Source organism: Aeromonas sp. s7(2024) (assembly GCF_040907825.1).
Taxonomy (GTDB): domain Bacteria; phylum Pseudomonadota; class Gammaproteobacteria; order Enterobacterales; family Aeromonadaceae; genus Aeromonas; species Aeromonas veronii.
Window position 1 is genome coordinate 85,034 of record NZ_JBFOCM010000023.1, and the last position, 18,731, is coordinate 103,764.

An 18,731-nucleotide genomic window follows, 5' to 3' on the forward strand; every position below is an offset into this window, starting at 1 on the left:
GGCGACCGAAGCCGCCTTAAATAGAGAAGGATGAACGCCATCCCTCGACAAAAAACAAAAACCAGAGCGTCCCGATAAGCAGGGACATGGCTTAGGCTTTGCGAATAAGGCTGATCAGGATGCCCACACCAACAACAGCGGCAACAACGGCCATGACCTTGGGAGAGGTTGCAGCAATATCAGATTGCGCACCTTCCAAAGCTTTACCAGCAGCATCAGCAGGGCCACCTTCGGCAAATGCCGCGCTGGTAGTAAGAGCAGTTACAGCAGCGATACAGCCATTACGAAACATAGTTGAAACTTGCATTATCTTATCCTCTTTTGGCACCAACAATAACACGGGCAATCGCGCCCAATTTAAGACCAAGAACCCAAATGGCTAATCCAAAACCGAAGGCCATGGTCGTTGTCGATATATCAAACTGGAACCAGTTTGATATATCGGTCAATCTAGAATGCTCCTGCACAGTCAGGAGCACATATTTACAAGAATCCCCCTCAGATAATCGAGCATACCCTTCGGAGGTAATATCTAGACAAAGCATTATCGCGCCCTCGTCGTCGCTCGCTGCGCGCTCTCGCTCCTCCTCCTCGGTGCGCGGCGGTTATACCGGCTTTTTAGTAGGCTGGAAGCCAACAACCACATTGCGGGTCGGATTCTGGGGATCGGCTTCAAGCACAAGATCAATGGCAACCAGCTTGGGGCAGTCGGCCATTTCTTTGATAGTTGCCGCATCATTACGAAGGGCCAGCTGGCGAACTTCATAACCCCATGAGTGGATATTACACTCGGGTTTGTTGACATTATTTGCCGGAGCCAGATATTCCACTTGCGCGAAATCATAAGGGACAGGAGCGCCAGATTTACGGGACACACCATAACCATGAGTAACACGAGTTACCAAAACACCAGTGAGCAGGGACATAATATTTACCTCGTTGAAGAACCTGATTTATAGGTCAAACTAAACAATGCTCACCCGATATAAACTCGGGTGGTAGCGGCATTCTTAACCGCGCCGGAATATCATCTTCCTTAAGATGCGCTGTTAATTGGTGAACAATCGTTGCAGGGGAAAGCCCTTCAACACTTGCTAACCAATTAACAAGGCGGCCCGCCATCCGAGACATATGGAAAACAGCATTGTCCCGACTGGTCTTGAACTTGTTTTTAAAAGTGGTAACACGTACCGGAACAGACTCCGATTGCTTCACTTCATCCAACCATTTTGCAAACTGGGGATACATACCAGCGAAATAGGGATCAGGATTAATCAATACATCGAGCGGGATTATCCGGTCTTTATTGTGTAACTCGCCTTCGGCGCGTACCCAATTTGGGTTCTCTTCCGATTGCATTTGTTTGCCCTTCTCATATATCCGAGCGCATTTACCATTAATCCGGCTGCCAACATAAAAAGAGCAACCCTTGGTCGGTGCCATGCCAAACCGCTTTACAATGCCCTTGGCAATCTCGGATATAACGAACTCACCGGATTCGATTTTCATCCACGCCGGAGCACGGCCCCGCTCGGGATGAAACTCACCCGCCTGAGCACCATCAATAGCACCCTGATAACTGATCACTTCACCTGTGTAGTCATCGAGCGCCAAATCCACCCGAGTAATACGGACAGAGGGCATGTTAGAGATAACAGAGTGAAGCGCCTGCATATCGAGGGCGGCACAGCCCACACCGGAAAAACTCACCATGCAACCGTGGTTGGCAGCACCCCAACCAATCAGGCCACAGGGGAGGCCATCACACAGCAGGTCGGCCGAGTTGGCGTAACCATGCAGACCGGAGCGGCGAGGGCGCATAGTGAAACGAGGCTCAGGGATAGGCACCCCGATCTTGGTGTTAAGCTCTTCAAGCCACAGCTCAAGCTCAGAGCAGCACAGGGCATCGAGAAATTGCACCCCGTAGCAGTCAATCAAATCGTTGTAGGCTTCCCAATACTTGGCACCCTCGACCACTTCGAACTGGGAGAACTTGAGCAGGGATGCGCAGACCGCTTTCAACTCTTTGCGAATGTCAGCACGGGCCTTGTAATTGGAATGCAACGCCCGCTCCATCATTTCGGTCATGGACAGGGTAACGACAGGGGCAGGGGACTTTGGCACACCCTGAAGGCTCAACCGCTCGGTGGTCTTGTCATAACCGACAGTCGGGGCAGGGGAGACCCCCAGCCGTTCGGCCTTGTCACACAGACGGTCAGTCACCTTGTCAAAGTGGGCGAGGGGAGCGAAACCGACAGGACGCTTCCACAGGTAACGCAGACCCTCGACAGGAGGCTCAGAAATGGCCGCTTGAAGGGCCTTTACCTTGGTGTCAAAGCGCGGGATAGCCTTCAAGAGCGCACCTTGCTTGGCAAGCTCTTTCATCTGGATCAACTCGACAGGTGCCCAAGTGAAAGACAGATAGTCGATCAGGGTTTTGGTGCCGATAACGCTATTTATCGGCATCATGGCGTTAACGGGGTTATGACCAGTCATCAAAAAAGACTCCCTGATCATAAAAACCCTGCCAAGTGTCCTCGGTCACTTCGACCAGCTCGAACACGGTATCGGGGTACGTCATGGACAGATAGACCCGCAGCTCATGCAGATCACGGAACATCTCGACCTGACCAGCCACACAAGCGGAATAATCACCGGTTGGCTCTGCCTGCCAATAGACCTTGCGCTCAATGAGAGCAGGCAGATCAAGGTTTTGTGGGCTAAAGTGGGTCATGGGTCAATCAGATTTATAATGGACTGACTGGATTAGATCAGATTTAAATCTGACTAACAACGGGTGACTTTTGGCCCTAATAGGTGTGTTATATGCCCAACGAAGCAAGCGAGGAAACAGCAAAATGGACTCAAAAGCACTGATTCAGGCATACATGAGAACCAAAAAGCTAACCCAATATCAGCAAGTCGCTGCCGAGCTTGGTTTTACCAAGTCGCACATCTCCAGCCTGACCACTGGCAAAGTGCAACTCACTGATGCGACAGCAAAAAAGATTGCCGAGGAAATCGGCCTAGACGTTGAGGAAGTGCTATTAAGCCTTGCCGCAGTCAGGGAGACAGATCCCGAGATAAAGCAGGCTTGGTACAACATTCTTGCGAAGTACACAAAAGGTACAGGCACGGCTGTAGCCCTTGCGGTTGCTATGTTCCTGACCCCCAGCCACGGGCCAGACAACACTGCGCATAATGTATATTATGTTAAATTCAGTATCTTGTTTCCTGTCACCACTTATTGAACTGTGTATAATGGCAACAATTGATCCTATCTTCGACCGGATGTCTTAAGTGGCTGAATTAACATCAGAACAATTAAAACCCGCTTTTGCGATTGAACAGTTCCCCAAGCTTAGCGAGCTTGAACCTATCCCCTTTGCTGCGCTGCAACCCAGAGCCATTTCCGGCATCAAACGTCTTGCCAGTTTTGATGGTGACTGTCCGGTCATGCTACTCAACGGATTCCCCGGCGCAGATTACGAAGGCGTTTGCCAGACGCTGATTGCCGACTCGAATGGCAAGGATGGTGACCTGTTTGATCTCTGCTACACCGAGAATCTGAACAACCCCTACAAGCCTATCTGGCTGCGCCTGCAACCGGGCACCGGCGTCGAGTTTTGCGAAATGGTTGGCGAGCTGCTCAAGCTGTTGAGCCACCATCTCGATGCCGAACGCATCGTGACTCGCATCATGCGCAAGCAGAACAATGATCCGAAAATCGATGATTTCCTCTCCGATTTGGCGGCTCACGTGGCATTGGGTCTGGAGTTTCAGCACCCCATTCTGATCAATCTGCTGATCCACCACGAAGCGCAGGAAGCGCCGGTAATTTATGGCCGTGACCTCAACTGGGATACCCTGTTTGGCTCCATCAACTACCAGACCGAACAAGGCTCTGTCTATGCCAACCAGCATCTTTTGGAGCCTGGCTTGCTGCGCGAAGCCAACGGCGGTTACCTCATTTTGCAACTGGACGAGCTGCTGGATCAGCCGCACCTCTGGTTCAAACTGAAAAATGCCATGCAAAAAGGCGAGCTGGACTGGAACGCCTATCAGGAAGGGAAAACTCTGACCCCCTTCTTCGCGCCTGAAGCGACCCCCATCAAGCTAAAGCTGATCCTGGTCGGTGACCGACTGGACGTGGCCGAGTTCCAGATGCTGGATCGCGATATGTCCGAGCGCATCTTCCTGCGCGCTGATCTGGTGTCAGAGGTGAATATTGAAGAGGATCTGCAGGAATTTCTGCAGTACCTGGCCTGGCTGCGCCAGCGCTGGAGCCTGCTGGACTTCACGCCAGCCGCCCTCGCCGCCCTTTGTCGTCATGCCAGCCGCCTCTGTGACCATCAGGAGTGGCTGTCGCTCTCCGAAGTGCAACTCTCTGCCATCATGCGGATGGCTGACAGTCTGGCCCGGGAGCTGGGAGCCGAGGTGGTCACCGACGAGCATATTCGTGGCGCACTGGAGGAACAGGATTACCGCCTCAACTATCTGGTTGAGCAGTCCGATCAGGGGGTTATCGACGGCCAGATCCTGCTGCAAACCGATGGCGAAGAGATTGGCCAGATCAACGGCCTGTCTGTCATTCAGGTCTCCGGTCACCCTTATGACTTCGGCGAGCCGGTGCGCCTCACCGCGACCGTACACCTTGGTGATGGCGATGTGGCGGATATCGAGCGCAAAGCGGAGCTGGCCGGTCATATCCACGCCAAGGCGATGATGATTATCCACGGCTATCTCTCCAACAAATTTGGTGCAGAGAACCCCTCCCCCCTGTCGGCGAATCTGGTGTTCGAGCAGTCTTACCACGAAATTGATGGCGACAGTGCCTCACTGACCGGCTTGTGTGCCCTGCTCTCTGCCCTCGCCCGCCAGCCTATCTATCAGCACTTCGCCGTGACCGGTGCGGTCGATCAGTTTGGCAATGTGCAAGCCGTTGGTGGCGTCAACGAGAAGATTGAAGGCTTCTTCCGGGTGTGCAAAATCCACGGCATCACCGGCAAGCAAGGGATCATTTTGCCGGGCACCAACATCCAGCAGCTGAACCTCTCTGACGAGGTGATTGCAGCGGTTGAAGCGGGCCAGTTCCACATCCACCCGGTGGATCATGTGGAAGAGGCCATCGAGTTGCTGACTGGCTGTGTCGCCGGTGAGCCTGATATGCCCGATACCCTGTTTGGCCGTATTCAGGAGCGGTTGGACGAGTTGAACGGCTCCACTGCCAAAGTCGGACTGCTGCAATCCCTGCTGGGGCGCCTGTTTGGCCGCTGATGAAGTGATCGGAGTTGTTTAGCGAACAACTGTAAGCTAAATTGGCCCGGCTTTGACCCATTTGAAGGAAATACCGCGTGACCGTAGACAATACCACCATGGAAGCCCGCCTTTCCCTGTGCGAACAGGGCAAGAACTCTTTTACCCGTGAAGAGCTGCTGGCTTGCAGCCGTGGCGAACTGTTTGGTGAGGGTAACAGTCAGCTGCCTGCCCCCAACATGTTGATGATGGACCGCATCGTCAAGATCAATGACAACGGCGGCGAACACGGCAAGGGCGAGATCCTGGCTGAGCTCGACATTACTCCGGATCTCTGGTTCTTCGATTGCCACTTCCCGGGTGATCCTGTGATGCCTGGCTGTCTCGGTCTGGACGCCATGTGGCAGCTGGTTGGCTTCTTCCTTGGCTGGAAAGGCGGTCCTGGCAAGGGGCGTGCTCTGGGCGTAGGTGAAGTGAAATTCACCGGCCAGATCCTGCCGACTGCCAAAAAAGTGACCTACAAGATCACCTTCAAGCGCGTCATCAACCGCAAGCTGGTGATGGGGATTGCTGATGGTGTGGTCGAAGTTGACGGCCGTCCGATCTACAGCGCCACCGACCTGAAAGTGGGCCTGTTCAAAGATACCACCGCATTCTGATCTCTCTGATTGGTGGTAAACAGCATTAACGCAAAGGGGCCACAACGGCCCCTTTCCTTTTGTAATGAGTGATGAAGTACCTGCTACTTCATGAAGAGGCCTGAGCCCCGCCCTTCCATGGCGTCACGCCAACCACCAAGCCAATGCCCTCGGGCATCCAGGCATTGATACGGACACGCTTCTTTCTGTTTGCCGACCACGCCAGCCTGATAACCACGAGCACGAGCTCTTTCCAGACGGTCCCGCTTCTGTCTCTTCATCATCTACGACCCTCTTCGTGGAACAAAAAAAGCGACCAATTCTGCATCGGTCGCTTTCATCTTTACTCCTGCGAGCGCACTCGGTCAAACAAAAACTTCCACCCTAACCGGGCTATGTGACACAAGGCACTGAACTGGATTAAGTTTTAATTACAGGGAACTTACTCCTGATTTTTGAGTCCTTCCAGCTCTTCCCAGCGAGCAAATGCCTGCTCCAGCGCGGCTTCAGCGGCATTGAGCGCATCCAGTTTCGGCTGGGTTTTATCTGCCGGCAGCGAGAAGAACCCTGGCTCGTTGATCTCGCTTTGCAGCGCATCCAGCTCGGCTTCCAGCTGCTCAAGACGAGCAGGCAACCCTTCCAGTTCAAGCTGCAGCTTGTAGGAGAGCTTCTTGCTTTTCTTCGGCGCTTCTGGCGCGGCGGCAACGACCGGCTCGGGCGCCTTGACCGGTGAACTCTTGGCCTGTTGCTGGGCATTCTGCTGTTCGCGGGTCGCCATCATATCGGCGTAACCGCCCACGTAATCGCTGATGCGGCCATCCCCTTCAAACAGCCAGCAGCCAGTCACTGTGTTGTCGATGAAGCGACGATCGTGACTCACCAGCAGCAGGGTACCGGGGTAGTCGGAAAGCAGCTCTTCCAGCAGCTCCAGAGTCTCGACGTCGAGGTCGTTGGTCGGTTCATCGAGGATCAGCAGGTTGCTGGGTTTAAGGAACAGCTTGGCCAGCAGCAGACGGTTTTTCTCGCCGCCAGAGAGCGCCTTGACCGGCGTACGAGCCCGTTTGGGCTCGAACAGGAAGTCCTGCAGGTAGCCGAGGATGTGGCGGGAGCGACCGCGCACCATCACCTCCTGCTTGCCCTCCCCGACGTTGTCCACCACCGTCTGTTCGGGATCAAGCTGCTCGCGGTACTGATCGAAGTAGGCCACCTCCAGATTGGTGCCCCCCTTGACGGTGCCACGGGTTGGCTCAAGCTGACCCAGCAACAGCTTGATCAGGGTCGATTTGCCGCAGCCATTGGGGCCGACCAACGCAATCTTGTCGCCGCGAAGCACTTGCAGATCGAGCCCCTTGAACAGGGTGCGATCGCCAAAGTCCAGCCCCAGCCCTTCGGTCTCGAACACCAGCTTGCCGGATCGATTGACCTCGTCCAGTTGCAGCTTGGCCTTGCCCTGCAACTCGCGGCGCTGGCTGCGCTCCATCCGCATCGCCTCAAGGGCGCGCACCCGACCTTCGTTACGGGTACGACGAGCCTTGATACCCTGACGCACCCACACCTCTTCCTGGGCCAACTTGCGGTCGAACTCGGCATTTTTCAGCTCTTCGACCCGCAACCACTCCTCTTTCCCCTGCAGGTACTCGTCATAGTTGCCAGGCCAGGAGGTGATGGCGCCGCGATCCAGATCGATGATCCGGGTCGCCAGCTTGTGGATGAACTCCCGATCGTGAGAGATAAAGACGATGGCGCCGCGAAAATCCTTGAGGAAATCTTCCAGCCAGTTGATGGCTTCGATATCCAGGTGGTTGGTCGGCTCATCGAGCAGCAACAAGTCGGGATCGCAAGCCAGCGCACGGGCCAGCGCCACTTTGCGCAGCCAGCCACCAGAGAGGCTATCGAGGGTCACGTCAGGATCCAGCCCCAGCAGGGTCAACACCTGACTGATACGGGTCTCGAACTGCCAGCCGTTCTGATAATCGAGCTGCTCTTGCAACTCGCTCATCTTGCGAATGTTGGCGTCTGACGGATCGCTCGCCAGCTCCATGGAGATGTGATGGTATTGCTTGAGCAGCTCCCCTACCCCGGCCAGTCCTTCGGCGGCATAGTCAAACACCGTCAGCTCGCTGGAGGCCGGTGGATCCTGCTCAAGGCGGGTCACTTTCAAATCTTGTTGCAGCACCAGGCGGCCGTCGTCCAGCGGTAATTCACTGGCAATGACCTTCATCAGGGTGGACTTGCCCGCTCCGTTGCGGCCAACCAGACAGAGGCGCTCGCCCCGCTCGATGGTCAGTTCGGCATTGTCGAGCAGCGGGAAATCACTGAACGACAGACATGCGCCGTGCAATGTTAAAAGAGCCATGTGTGTTCCTTATTTCATATGAAAAAAAACGGGCAGCAGACTGGGTCTGCCCCCGTTTTATCGTCAAATCACTCTCACCCCTGACGGGCGGCCCAGCTTTTGAGCTCGGCCAGTGTGAAGGGCCAACCGAGCTCGTGGCCTGCTTCGTCACGCAGCACCGGAATGCGCACCCGATAGGTGGCAAGCCACTGCTCATCATCCATGATGTCGCACTGGCGGGTGGCGGTGGCAAGACCAGCCTCCTCCACCAGCGCCCAGGCCTGCTCGCACAGGTGGCAACCGTCGGTATGAAACAGGGTCAGCATCACGCCTCGCCTTGCTCCGGCGCATGGGTGATGATCCAGCAGTTGTGGATGTGCTGGTTACGTTCGAAATCCTTCGGTCGCGTCTTCTGGGTGATGTTCTGGGCCTTGAGACCAGTGGCCTCGAGACCGGCCAGATCCATCTTGAAGTGACGCTTGTTGTTGGAGAAGACCAGAGTACCGTCCACCGCCAGCAGGCGCTTCAGGTGCTGCATCAGCAGCAGGTGATCGCGCTGTACGTCGAAGCTCTCGTCCATCCGCTTGGAGTTGGAGAAGGTGGGCGGATCGATGAAGATGAGGTCGTACTGCTCGTCCGCTTCCGACAACCACTTCAGGCAGTCAGCCTGCACAAACTTGTGCTGACGGCCCACCAGCGAGTTGAGACGCATGTTGTCCTGCGCCCAGTTCAGGTAGGTGTGGGACATGTCGACTGTGGTGGTCTCGCTGGCACCGCCAAGACCTGCGTGCACGGTGGCACTGCCGGTGTAGGCAAACAGGTTCAGGAAGCGCTTGCCCTTGGCCATCTGACCCAGCATGCGGCGAGTCTGACGGTGGTCGAGGAACAGGCCGGTATCGAGATAGTCGTAGAGGTTGACCCACAGACGTGCACCGTACTCCTGCACTTCCATCCGGTGCTGCTCTTCGGAGAGCTTCTGATATTGCTGTTTCCCTTCCTGACGCTCACGCACCTTCAGGATCACCTTCTCGCCGTCCATGCCGGTCACCTTGATGGCGGCCTGAACCATGTCGAGCAGACGCTGACGGGTCTTCTGGGCGGGGATGTCCTTGGGCGCGGCATACTCTTGCACCACCAGATAGTCCTGATAGCGGTCGATGGCGGCGTTGTATTCCGGCAAATCGGCATCATAGAGGCGATAGCAATCGATGCCCTCTTTGTTGGCCCACTTCTCGAGGGTTTTCAGATTCTTGCGCAGACGGTTGGCAAAGTCCTGCGCCACCTCTTTTTGGGAAGCCACGGAGTCCAGTGCGATTTGATAATTGCGCAGCTGACACTCGAGGGCGCCGTTGAACAGGCGATATTGCTTGTCAGCACGCAGGCGCAGACAGCTGAGCAGTTCGGGGGATGCAGACAGAATGGAGACTCTCCACCCCTGGAAGCTGCGACGCAGGGCATCGCCGAGGGCCTGATGTACTTCCAGCAGGGCCGGGAATTCACCAAGACGTTCGCCGTAGGGCGGGTTGGAGATCAGCATACCGACCTGGCGGGCCTCTCCTTGACCTTCTTCCCCTTCAACAGGGGCAGGCATCGGCAGCGGGTTTTCCAGCTTGGTGACATCGGCCTGCTTGAAGGTGATGAGATGGGCGACACCGGCCGCTTTGGCGTTGTCACGGGCTTTGAGCAGCACACGTGAATCGGCATCACAACCAAATAGTTTCACCTCACAGCGCTGCATACCGCGTTTGGCTCGCACTTGCGCTTCCATCATCAGGCTTTGCCACAGCTCACTATCGTGCTGCAGCCAGCGATCGAAACCGAAGCGCTCGCGGCGCAGCGCCGGCGCCATGTCGGCGGCGATAAAGGCCGCTTCAATCAGCAAAGTACCGGAACCGCACATGGGGTCCATCATGGGCTCACCGGCCCAGCCGCTACGGGCAATCATGGCGCAGGCCAGGTTCTCTTTGAGCGGCGCCTCACCTGTGCCCTGACGATAGAAACGCTGGTGCAGCGCCGGGCCTGACAAGTCCAGCGTGATATTGGCCTTGCCTTTGCCCAGGTGCGCCATGATGCGGATATCCGGCGACTTTTTGTCCACGTCAGGACGCACGTGACCGCGCTTGGTGAAGCGGTCGACGATGGCATCCTTGATCTTCAGCGCGCCATATTGGGTATTGCGAATGGCGGGGTTGGTGCCGGTAAAGTCCACCGCAATGGTAGAGGTACCGGAGAAGTGCTCTTCCCAGGGAATGGTGTGGGCACCGAGATAAAGATCCAGATCGTCGTTCATCTGGAATTCGGAGAGCACCAGCACGATACGGGAGGCAAAACGGCTCCATAGGCAGGCTTTATAGCCAATCGCCAGTTCGCCTTTGAAGTGGACGCCAGCCACGGTCTCACGGACCTGCTCTGCGCCAAGATTGGTCAGCTCATCGGCCAACAGGTTTTCCAGCCCCTTGGGGCAGGTTGCAAAAAATTCTTTCATCACGCTCACGGGGAACCCATAAAAATAGTCCAGCATTATACCTCATCAGGCGGGCTGGAGCATGCAAAAGTCGGCGCAAACAGCAGGATGGAAACAGATTGATAGGTGGCGAATAAAGGTAAAAGACCCCATGACTACCCGATGGCGAGATCATGGGGCCAGACATCATTTAGCGGGTCACTTCATACGAGCCTTGAAACGGGGATTGCTTTTGCAAATCACGAACAATTTTCCCCGACGACGCACCAACTGACAATCGGGATGACGCACCCGTGCGGATTTGAGCGAACAGACGACCTGCATTCAGGACTCCTTCTTACTTGAAAATGCGCCAAAGCGCTTGTTGAAACGGGCCACACTCCCCTCGCTCGATACCTGCTTCTGCTTGCCGGTATAGAACGAGTGCGACTGGCTGGAAACATCGAGCGATACATAGGGATACTCCTTCCCGTCTTGCCACGTATAGCGGCGCTCGCTCTTGATCGTTGAACCAACCAGGAAAAAGGCATCTGCCGCCGTGTCATGGAACAGCACCAAACGATAATCCGGGTGAATATGAGGCTTCATGGCAACTCCATTTTGTTATGTTATAACAAAATGTAAGTGAGAATAGCTCTCGTTTCAAGCATAAAATGTCGTATGAAGAAAATCGCTTCAGTGAGTGATGTGTTGATACTGAGGTGGAGGCACTACGCCAGCGGAAAGAAACAAGAGGGAGGCTCCATACTTGCAGCACGGAAGGCCAAGACACTGCGTGGGTCAAAACACAAGGTGCAAGTGAGTGTAACAAGCCTCAGGAGAGGCTGGATTACAACCATGAAGATCAATGAGAATGGGCAAGATGTTCACGGATCAATGAAGTATCAGAAACGAGGCGCGATTGAGGTGACAACAGTAAAAAGAGGCAGCGGTGTAATCACAGAGATAAAAAGATTGATGAAAATATATCAACTGACCTGACGATATTGCTCGGTCACGGTAATACGCGGTTTCATCCGGTTATTCATCACCTTGATCACCCCGAAACGCGGCAGAGTTTTACTGGTGGTCAATACCAGATCGGCAGTGAGGTTCAAACAGACGCTAGCCTGATCCCCTGCCTCAATGACCATAAATTCGCCGTTGCCATGGGGTGTATTCATCAGGACCAGATCACCGTTTTGCGGGATCACTTGCGGATGCTGTTCACTAAAAAACCAGCTTTGCGGCATCAGGGGTTTATAAAAGCGACTGACCGCGATGGCATTAAGCACCAACTGAACCTGATGCGGAATACTCCACTCAAGTTCGGCTGCTTTATCCATCAACTGATAATAGAGGGCGGCATCATCGACACAAAAAGGTTGAGTCGCAAACGAGCTAGGCACCAATTGTCGCCCTTTATACTCGGTCGCAAATAACATGTTATCAGACAGGTCCAACATCAGACGGTCACTCTGGGCATCATAGTGCCATTGCCAGCTATCGGTCGGTTGGATAAACATGTTGGAGCCCTTACTTGATAATTACCAGTTGACTTTATTCCATATGCAGGAAATCAGCAACGTCAAATAAAGGGCTCCGCCATCTATTTCTTAAATATTAGTCACAATCTCTTTGACCAGCCCCGGCCCTTTATAAATAAAGCCGCTATAAATTTGTACCAGACTGGCACCGGCGGCCAATTTTTCACGGGCGGCCATGGCACTATCAATACCACCCACCCCGATAATTGGCAGAGCACCATTGAGCGCCTTGGCCAGATGACGGATCACCTCGGTACTCTTATGCTGCAGCGGACGACCACTCAGGCCACCCGCTTCACCGGCGTGGGGCATGTCATAAATCATCTCGCGCTCGAGGGTGGTATTAGTGGCAATAACCCCATCAATACCATTCCGTACCAACGAAGCGGCCACCTGATCTATTTCTTCAAGGCTTAAATCCGGGGCAATTTTAACCGCCAGTGGCACGTACTTTTTATATTGGGCAGCCAGCTCTTGCTGACGCACCTTGAGGGCGGCCAGCAATTCATCCAGCGCCTCGCCATATTGCAGGGAACGCAAACCCGGGGTGTTGGGGGAAGAGATATTGACGGCAATATAACCGGCATGATCATAAACCTTGTCCATGCAGATCAGGTAATCATCCTTGCCCTGCTCGATGGGAGTATCTTTGTTCTTGCCGATATTAATGCCGATGACTCCCTGATATTTGGCCTCTTTCACCTTGGCCACCAGATGATCCACACCCTTGTTGTTGAATCCCATCCGGTTGATGATCCCCTCTGCCGGAATAACCCGGAACAGGCGGGGCTTGTCATTGCCGCTTTGGGGTCTGGGGGTGACGGTACCGACCTCGATAAAACCAAATCCCATGGCGCCCAGCGCGTCAATGCACTCACCATCTTTATCCAGACCGGCCGCCAATCCCACCGGATTGGCAAAAGAAAGCCCCATGACAGTGACGGGGCGTTTCGGCAAATTCTGGCGGAAGAAACAATCGAGTGGCGTACCGAGAAGGCGGGGCAAATATTTCATGGAGAGATCGTGAGCCTGTTCCGGATTGAGTTTGAACAGGAAATGCCTGGCGATGGGGTACAACATCTTTGCTCCTTAAAGAAAGCCCCGGCAACTGGCCGGGGCTTTGGGTGTAATGTCGGTGTCATGCCTTAATCTGGCAATTAAAGTGCCCGACAATTCAACTGGAGCAGGTTCAACTCTCGCAAGGCCACCGAGAACTTGGCGAACTCGTGGGTACTGGTGGTCTTGAAGTCGGCCAACATATGGGTCCAACGGGACAAGAGTTGTTCATGCTCCGAAATCCAGTCGGCCAGTATGGTAGCGCATTCTCCCTGATCTTTGCACCCTTCCAGTACCACAGAAGTGAGACTGCGTTGCTGCCAGTCAAGATCTTCGCGGAAGGAGGCTCGCGCCATCGCCTGCCAGTGGTTGCCGACCGGCTGATGGTTGATCTGGTCGAGGAACCAGTGCAGATCCAGTTTGGCTCCGAGGCGATAGTAAACATTGGCGGCGCGCAGAATATCGGTCTTGTGCTCCGCGGCAATCTGCGCCAGATCCAGGCTGGAGAAGAGGCTGCTCATATGGGCGACCTGACGGGCAATGGCCTCCGGCACCTGTTTCTCCATCCACTTGGCAACAGCCTGACGATGCTCGGCCACTTCGCTCTCATCCATCACCTCGTAAAGGTGTGTGCCGAGGGTCTCGAACGCTGGACGGAAGAAGGCGATATTCTCGCTGATGCTCCAGCTGCGATTGCGGGCACGCAGGAACCAGCGGGTGGCACGGCGCACAATGCGGCGGCTGTAGAACATCAGCTCGAGCTGAGTCTGGGCATCCACCAGGTTGTCGCACCCTTCGATATCGCGCCACAGCTGGTTCATGCCAAACACTTCGCGGGCCATGGCAAAGCAGCAGGCCACTTCGGCGACCGAGGCACCGGTCTCGTCCTTCATCCGGCTAGCGAAGTTGAGCCCCATGTCGTTGACCAGCATGTTGGCCACCCGGGTAGCGATGATCTCGCCGCGTAGCGGGTGATCGGCCAGCTGTGCACCAAACTGCAGCTGTACTTTGGCCGGGAAGCTGGTGACCAGCATGTTGGCGAGGAAGGGCTCGTCGGTCACTTCCGGGCAGTTGAGCTGCTCTTTCAGCACCATCTTGCCGTAAGCCACCAGCACCGCCAGTTCGGGGCGGGTCAGTCCCTGCCCTGCCGCCATCCGCTCGGAAAGCTCCTCATCGGATGGCAGGAACTCCAACGCACGGTCCAGCTTGCCTTCCCGCTCCAGCCCCTGAATAAAGCGCTGCTGCTCTTTAAGTTGTTCAGAACCGCGGAAGCTGGTGACCGAGATGGACTGGGATTGACGATAGGCGTTGGTAATCACGATCTGCGCCACATCGTCGGTCATCTCGTAGAGCATCTGGTTACGTTGCTTGAGGGTCAGATCACCTGCCGCCACCAATTGGTTCAGCAGGATCTTGATGTTCACCTCATTGTCGGAGCAATCCACCCCCCCCACGTTGTCGGTAAAATCGGTATTGATGCGACCGCCCTGACTGGCGTACTCCACCCGACCCAGCTGGGTAAAGCCGAGGTTGCCCCCCTCACCCACGATACGGGCCCGCAAATCGCGCCCATTGACCCGCAATGCGTCATTGCTGCGATCGCCCACTTCCCCATCGCTCTCGCGAGCGCTCTTCACATAGGTGCCAATGCCGCCGTTCCACAGCAGGTCGACATTGAGGCAAAGCAGCGCCTTGATCAGCTCGTTCGGCGCCATGCTGGCCTTGTCAGTGCCGAGTAGTGTCAGCATCTCGGGGCTCAGCTTGATGGACTTGGCAGAGCGCAGGAAGATGCCGCCCCCTTGTGATATCAGCTCGCGGTTGTAGTCATCCCAGCTGGAACCCGGCAAATCGAACAGGCGCTGGCGTTCGACAAAGCTCTTGGCTGCATCAGGAGTGGGGTCAACGAAGATGTGCATGTGGTTGAACGCGCCCACCAGCCGGGTGTGTTCGGAGAGCAGCATGCCGTTGCCGAACACGTCGCCGGCCATGTCCCCTATCCCCACGCAAGTGAAGTCCGTGGTCTGGCAGTTGACGCCAATTTCACGAAAATGCCGTTTGACCGACTCCCAGGCGCCGCGGGCGGTGATACCCATCTTCTTGTGGTCGTAACCGACCGAGCCGCCGGAGGCGAACGCATCGCCGAGCCAATGGCCGTATTCGAGGCTGATCTCGTTGGCAATATCCGAGAAGGTGGCAGTCCCCTTGTCGGCAGCAACCACCAGGTAGTAGTCATCCTCATCGTGGCGTACCACGGATTTGGGCGGGATCACCTCGCCGCCGATGATGTTGTCGGTCACATCGAGCAGGCCACGAATAAACAGGCGATAACAGGCCTTTCCCTCCTCCTGGATGACGGCACGGGGCGCCCCCACCGGCATCTGTTTGCAGTAGAAACCGCCCTTGGCCCCCACCGGCACGATGACGGTGTTCTTCACCTGCTGGGCTTTCACCAGACCCAGCACTTCGGTGCGGAAGTCCTCTTTGCGATCGGACCAGCGCAGGCCGCCACGGGCGACCTTGCCCCAGCGCAGATGTACCCCTTCCACTCGCGGTGAATAGACGAAGATCTCGAATTTCGGCAGCGGTAGCGGCATGTCGGTGATGCTGGAGGGAGCCAGTTTGAAGGAGATGTAGGGCTTGATGTTGCCCGCCTTGTCCAGCTGGTAGTAGTTGGTGCGCAGAGTAGCGTCGATCATCTCCACATAGCGGCGAATGATACGATCGTCATCCAGGTTAGCCACCTGATCCAGCTTGGCGGCAAGCTCCTCGTGCAGCTTGGCTTGTACCTGGGCGTCCTGTTTACCGGCAGGATCCAGGCGCAGTTCGAACAGAGTGAACAGCAGTTGGGCAATATCCGGGTAGCGGGTCAGGGTCTCTTCGATATAGGACTGGCTGAAGGAGACACCGGTCTGGCGCATGTATTTGGCATAGGCGCGCAACACCGAGACCTGACGGCCGGTGAGACCCGCCCCCAGCACCAGCCGGTTGAAGCCGTCATCTTCCAGCTGCTTGTTCCAGATGGCAGCAAACGCCTGCTGGAAGCGCTGCTGGCTCTGGGCCAGATCAAAGGGCTGCTCGCCGTGAAGCAGCATGGAGAAGTCGAGGATCCAGAACAGATCGCCCCCCGGAGTGCGTACCTGATACGGGGTCTCGCCGATCACCCGCAGTCCCATGTTCTCCAGCATCGGCAGCACGTCTGAGAGGTGAATGGGTTCGGTGCGATGGAACAGCTTGAGCCGTACCCGACGATCGTTCTCCTCCTCCTGCGCGCGGTAAAACAGCATGCCCAGCGGCTCGGCTTCGCTCAGGTTATCGAGCGCCATGATGTCGGCCACGGCCGAGCCCGGCAGCACATCCTCCTTGTAAGCGCGGGGGAATGCGGTGCTGAAACGGCGGCGCAGCTCGTTGCCACGGGCCTCGCCATAGTGGGAAAGCAGCACGGAGTCGAGTCTGTCGTCCCAGCTGCGGGCCGCTTCAATCAGGTTGTTCTGTACTTCGTTCACATCCACATCCACGTTGTTGTTGTTGACCCGCACTATGTAGTGGGTCCGCGCCAGCACGCCTTCGGTGAAGTAGACGTTGAACTCCACCTCTTCATTGCTGCCAAAATATTTCTGCAAAATTTGCTGGGTCTTGATCCGCAGCGCCGTGTTGTAGCGCTCCTTGGTGACATAGACCATGCAAGAGAAGAAACGACCGTACACATCCCGGCGCACGAATAGCCGCAGCATGTCCCGCTCCTGCATCTCCAGCACCCCAAGGCCGGTAGCCAACAGCTCCTCTTCGCGGGCCTGGATCAGCTCGTCACGGGGATAGGTTTCCAGCACGTTCAGCAGCGCCTTGTAGGCGTGGGAGCCCTTCTCATGACCGGAGGCCGCCATGATGCGCTCGAGACGATGGCTGATGAGCGGGATCTGGGTCGCGCTGGTGTTGTAGATGGAAGATGCGTAGAGACCTATGAAGCGATCTTCCCCGATCACCTTGCCATGCTCGTCAAAGCGCTTGATGCCGATGTAATCCACATAGGCCGGACGGTGCACCCGAGACTTGCTGTTGGATTTGGTGAGGATCAGCAGGTCAGAACTCAGAGCGGCATGACGGGCGCTGGCAGGCATGTTGCCAAGGCGCTGGCCCACCTCCTTGATGGAGTTCTTCATCAGCCCCAGACTGGAGCTCGCCTGCGGCAGGATCTCGTGATCCCCCTCCACCGCCTTGACGTCGTAACGACGATACCCCATCAGGGTAAAGTTGTGGGCAGCCACCCATTTGAGGAAGGCAACGCAGGAGGCCACCTCCTCCTTGCTGACTGGGTGCTTGCGCTTGGGCAGTTCGTCGATAATCTCATTGAGCTTGGCCAGCATCGGCTGCCAGTCGCCGACTGCCAGCGCCACTTCACCAGCCACCGAGTTGAGCTCGGCAGCCAGCGCGGCCATCTGCTCCTCGCTAGTGAGGTGATCGATCTCGATAAGGAATGCCGTTTCAACCGAGGTCTGCCCGTCGGTGTTGTCGAGCTCCAGAATGGCGTCAATCTTGCCATCCGAACCGCGAATGAGGTGCAGCGGTTGGTGCAGCATCATGTGGGCGGTGATATTGAGCCGTTTGAGCGCCATCCGGATGGAGTCCACCAGGAAGGGCGAGTCCTGCAGGATCACCTCGACGATGGTATGGGGCGATTGCCAGCCGTGACGGGTCAGCTCGGGGTTGTAGACCCGGATGTAGGGATCGGTACCGCTACGCTGATTGAGGGCATTCCACAGGCTCAGGGCCGCACCGTAGAGATCGCTGTCATTGCGATCGTGCAGGTCGGAGCTCGCCATGTTGCCGTAGAACTTGGCAACGAAGCGCTCGACCAGAGAGGCACTGTTTTTGGGCAACTTCTGATGGATCAGGCTGAGAACGTTTTCGAGCAGAACTGAGGTAGGGGCGTCTTTCAATGCCATTTTTATATTCCTTATCGGACGACATTAACCACCGACGCAGAGGCAACCACCCTGGTTACCCGCTGGTGCAGAGTTGTTGCGAAGTGTAATGGCTTGGATAAGGGAAGGCGAGGAAAGGTGCTAACGAGATGTTAAAAACAAGGTGCAGATCACGGCTTAAACTGTGAGAAATTTTGTAAATAACCAAAAATACAGAAATTCCCACTACCTTTGTGCCAGTTTACCGGATAGATAGTGACGCAAAGCAGATAAACAGTCGGTAATCTGTTCGATTTATGTTAATTTATGCGTTCGAGGCTGATAAAGCGGTAATCGTCCTGGGTTTTCAGCCGAAAATAGCCATGCACACCATTGATGGCGACAAAGGGGCGTATTTTTTCTATGCCAAGTTCCAGGGTCAATCCCTGTTCGCTGCGCACCACCAGCCGTCTGGCATGGCCCTGATACATCAGCATCACCTCATCGCTATTCAATGAGAGCCGAAAAGTAAACTGCTTCACGCTTGCTCCTGATCAC

General features: G+C 55.7%; 18 protein-coding genes. 4 read left to right on the plus strand and 14 right to left on the minus strand.

Features of this window, described 5'->3' with window-relative positions; all coding sequences use genetic code 11:
• Positions 1–91: 91 nt before the first annotated feature.
• From AB5Y73_RS10115 to AB5Y73_RS10130, 4 genes are all read right to left on the minus strand, one after another.
• Positions 92–307 carry a Flexible pilin gene (locus tag AB5Y73_RS10115; RefSeq protein WP_139731406.1) on the minus strand — a complete coding sequence of 72 codons (216 nt, stop codon included), beginning with the start codon at positions 305–307 and terminating at the stop codon, positions 92–94.
• A 298-nt stretch (positions 308–605) separates the two neighbouring features.
• Positions 606–926, minus strand: coding sequence for a hypothetical protein (locus AB5Y73_RS10120; RefSeq protein ID WP_247822795.1), 321 nt, complete (start codon positions 924–926; stop codon positions 606–608).
• 34 nt (positions 927–960) lie between these two features.
• Positions 961–2,496: a replication initiation factor domain-containing protein gene (locus tag AB5Y73_RS10125; RefSeq protein WP_139495663.1), complete on the minus strand. Its 1,536-nt coding sequence runs from the start codon at positions 2,494–2,496 to the stop codon at positions 961–963.
• Positions 2,483–2,734, minus strand: coding sequence for a hypothetical protein (locus AB5Y73_RS10130; RefSeq protein ID WP_323968367.1), 252 nt, complete (start codon positions 2,732–2,734; stop codon positions 2,483–2,485). Before AB5Y73_RS10130 ends, AB5Y73_RS10125 begins: the two co-directional genes overlap by 14 nt.
• Positions 2,735–2,858: 124 nt before the next feature.
• On the opposite strand from AB5Y73_RS10130, the gene AB5Y73_RS10135 reads away from it, so the two are divergent.
• From AB5Y73_RS10135 to fabA, 3 genes are all read left to right on the plus strand, one after another.
• Positions 2,859–3,251, plus strand: coding sequence for a helix-turn-helix domain-containing protein (locus tag AB5Y73_RS10135; protein ID WP_368147549.1), 393 nt, complete (start codon positions 2,859–2,861; stop codon positions 3,249–3,251).
• A gap of 49 nt (positions 3,252–3,300) precedes the next feature.
• Positions 3,301–5,277 (plus strand): Lon protease family protein, encoded by a 1,977-nt coding sequence (locus AB5Y73_RS10140; protein ID WP_005351909.1) that lies wholly within the window; start codon positions 3,301–3,303, stop codon positions 5,275–5,277.
• Positions 5,278–5,375: 98 nt separating this feature from the next.
• Positions 5,376–5,915, plus strand: a complete 540-nt coding sequence (gene fabA / locus AB5Y73_RS10145; RefSeq protein WP_196783564.1) for a 3-hydroxyacyl-[acyl-carrier-protein] dehydratase FabA — start codon at positions 5,376–5,378, stop codon at positions 5,913–5,915.
• An 83-nt stretch (positions 5,916–5,998) separates the two neighbouring features.
• On the opposite strand, the gene rmf is transcribed toward fabA, so the two are convergent.
• The 6 genes from rmf to AB5Y73_RS10175 all read right to left on the minus strand — a co-directional run bounded on the left by rmf (position 5,999) and on the right by AB5Y73_RS10175 (position 11,281).
• Entirely contained in the window at positions 5,999–6,175 is a 177-nt protein-coding gene (gene rmf, locus AB5Y73_RS10150) for a ribosome modulation factor (protein WP_010674759.1), read from the minus strand.
• A gap of 161 nt (positions 6,176–6,336) precedes the next feature.
• Complete coding sequence (locus tag AB5Y73_RS10155; RefSeq protein ID WP_107682974.1) at positions 6,337–8,250, minus strand: ABC transporter ATP-binding protein; 1,914 nt, start codon at positions 8,248–8,250, stop codon at positions 6,337–6,339.
• 74 nt (positions 8,251–8,324) lie between these two features.
• Positions 8,325–8,555 carry a glutaredoxin family protein gene (locus AB5Y73_RS10160; protein ID WP_107682975.1) on the minus strand — a complete coding sequence of 77 codons (231 nt, stop codon included), beginning with the start codon at positions 8,553–8,555 and terminating at the stop codon, positions 8,325–8,327.
• Positions 8,555–10,750, minus strand: a complete 2,196-nt coding sequence (rlmKL, locus tag AB5Y73_RS10165) for a bifunctional 23S rRNA (guanine(2069)-N(7))-methyltransferase RlmK/23S rRNA (guanine(2445)-N(2))-methyltransferase RlmL (protein WP_162895348.1) — start codon at positions 10,748–10,750, stop codon at positions 8,555–8,557. The genes AB5Y73_RS10160 and rlmKL overlap by 1 nt, the downstream gene beginning before the upstream one ends.
• A gap of 141 nt (positions 10,751–10,891) precedes the next feature.
• A complete protein-coding gene (gene ykgO, locus AB5Y73_RS10170) occupies positions 10,892–11,017 on the minus strand; it encodes a type B 50S ribosomal protein L36 (protein WP_118853828.1) in 126 nt (41 codons plus the stop codon).
• Complete coding sequence (locus tag AB5Y73_RS10175; protein WP_005345445.1) at positions 11,018–11,281, minus strand: type B 50S ribosomal protein L31; 264 nt, start codon at positions 11,279–11,281, stop codon at positions 11,018–11,020. It lies immediately after the preceding gene.
• 249 nt (positions 11,282–11,530) lie between these two features.
• Here AB5Y73_RS10175 and AB5Y73_RS10180 point away from each other — a divergent pair, with 249 nt between their 5' ends.
• On the plus strand, positions 11,531–11,674 hold the full coding sequence (locus AB5Y73_RS10180; protein ID WP_234829653.1) for a hypothetical protein: 144 nt from the start codon (positions 11,531–11,533) through the stop codon (positions 11,672–11,674).
• Here the strand turns inward: AB5Y73_RS10180 and AB5Y73_RS10185 are convergent.
• From AB5Y73_RS10185 to AB5Y73_RS10200, 4 genes are all read right to left on the minus strand, one after another.
• The gene (locus tag AB5Y73_RS10185; protein ID WP_005345444.1) at positions 11,662–12,198 is read right to left on the minus strand and encodes a cell division protein ZapC; all 537 of its coding nucleotides are present in this window, start codon (positions 12,196–12,198) and stop codon (positions 11,662–11,664) included. The two genes, AB5Y73_RS10180 and AB5Y73_RS10185, sit on opposite strands and share 13 nt — an antisense overlap.
• Positions 12,199–12,288: 90 nt before the next feature.
• Positions 12,289–13,299: a quinone-dependent dihydroorotate dehydrogenase gene (pyrD, locus tag AB5Y73_RS10190; protein WP_005336601.1), complete on the minus strand. Its 1,011-nt coding sequence runs from the start codon at positions 13,297–13,299 to the stop codon at positions 12,289–12,291.
• 77 nt (positions 13,300–13,376) lie between these two features.
• The gene (locus AB5Y73_RS10195) at positions 13,377–18,215 is read right to left on the minus strand and encodes an NAD-glutamate dehydrogenase (protein WP_181497316.1); all 4,839 of its coding nucleotides are present in this window, start codon (positions 18,213–18,215) and stop codon (positions 13,377–13,379) included.
• A 278-nt stretch (positions 18,216–18,493) separates the two neighbouring features.
• Entirely contained in the window at positions 18,494–18,715 is a 222-nt protein-coding gene (locus tag AB5Y73_RS10200; protein WP_005351919.1) for a DUF2835 family protein, read from the minus strand.
• Between the last annotated feature and the right edge of the window lie 16 nt (positions 18,716–18,731).

Bases quoted from the DNA above. Each gene is read 5' to 3' on its own strand.
- AB5Y73_RS10155 (WP_107682974.1), bottom strand. From the start codon at position 8,250: ATGGCTCTTTTAACATTGCACGGCGCATGTCTGTCGTTCAGTGATTTC.
- pyrD (WP_005336601.1), bottom strand. From the start codon at position 13,299: ATGTTGTACCCCATCGCCAGGCATTTCCTGTTCAAACTCAATCCGGAA.
- rlmKL (WP_162895348.1), bottom strand. From the start codon at position 10,750: ATGCTGGACTATTTTTATGGGTTCCCCGTGAGCGTGATGAAAGAATTT.
- ykgO (WP_118853828.1), bottom strand. From the start codon at position 11,017: ATGCAGGTCGTCTGTTCGCTCAAATCCGCACGGGTGCGTCATCCCGAT.
- AB5Y73_RS10175 (WP_005345445.1), bottom strand. From the start codon at position 11,281: ATGAAGCCTCATATTCACCCGGATTATCGTTTGGTGCTGTTCCATGAC.
- AB5Y73_RS10185 (WP_005345444.1), bottom strand. From the start codon at position 12,198: ATGTTTATCCAACCGACCGATAGCTGGCAATGGCACTATGATGCCCAG.
- AB5Y73_RS10120 (WP_247822795.1), bottom strand. From the start codon at position 926: ATGTCCCTGCTCACTGGTGTTTTGGTAACTCGTGTTACTCATGGTTAT.
- fabA (WP_196783564.1), top strand. From the start codon at position 5,376: ATGGAAGCCCGCCTTTCCCTGTGCGAACAGGGCAAGAACTCTTTTACC.
- AB5Y73_RS10135 (WP_368147549.1), top strand. From the start codon at position 2,859: ATGGACTCAAAAGCACTGATTCAGGCATACATGAGAACCAAAAAGCTA.
- AB5Y73_RS10115 (WP_139731406.1), bottom strand. From the start codon at position 307: ATGCAAGTTTCAACTATGTTTCGTAATGGCTGTATCGCTGCTGTAACT.
- AB5Y73_RS10180 (WP_234829653.1), top strand. From the start codon at position 11,531: ATGAAGATCAATGAGAATGGGCAAGATGTTCACGGATCAATGAAGTAT.
- AB5Y73_RS10125 (WP_139495663.1), bottom strand. From the start codon at position 2,496: ATGACTGGTCATAACCCCGTTAACGCCATGATGCCGATAAATAGCGTT.
- rmf (WP_010674759.1), bottom strand. From the start codon at position 6,175: ATGAAGAGACAGAAGCGGGACCGTCTGGAAAGAGCTCGTGCTCGTGGT.
- AB5Y73_RS10130 (WP_323968367.1), bottom strand. From the start codon at position 2,734: ATGACCCACTTTAGCCCACAAAACCTTGATCTGCCTGCTCTCATTGAG.
- AB5Y73_RS10160 (WP_107682975.1), bottom strand. From the start codon at position 8,555: ATGCTGACCCTGTTTCATACCGACGGTTGCCACCTGTGCGAGCAGGCC.
- AB5Y73_RS10195 (WP_181497316.1), bottom strand. From the start codon at position 18,215: ATGGCATTGAAAGACGCCCCTACCTCAGTTCTGCTCGAAAACGTTCTC.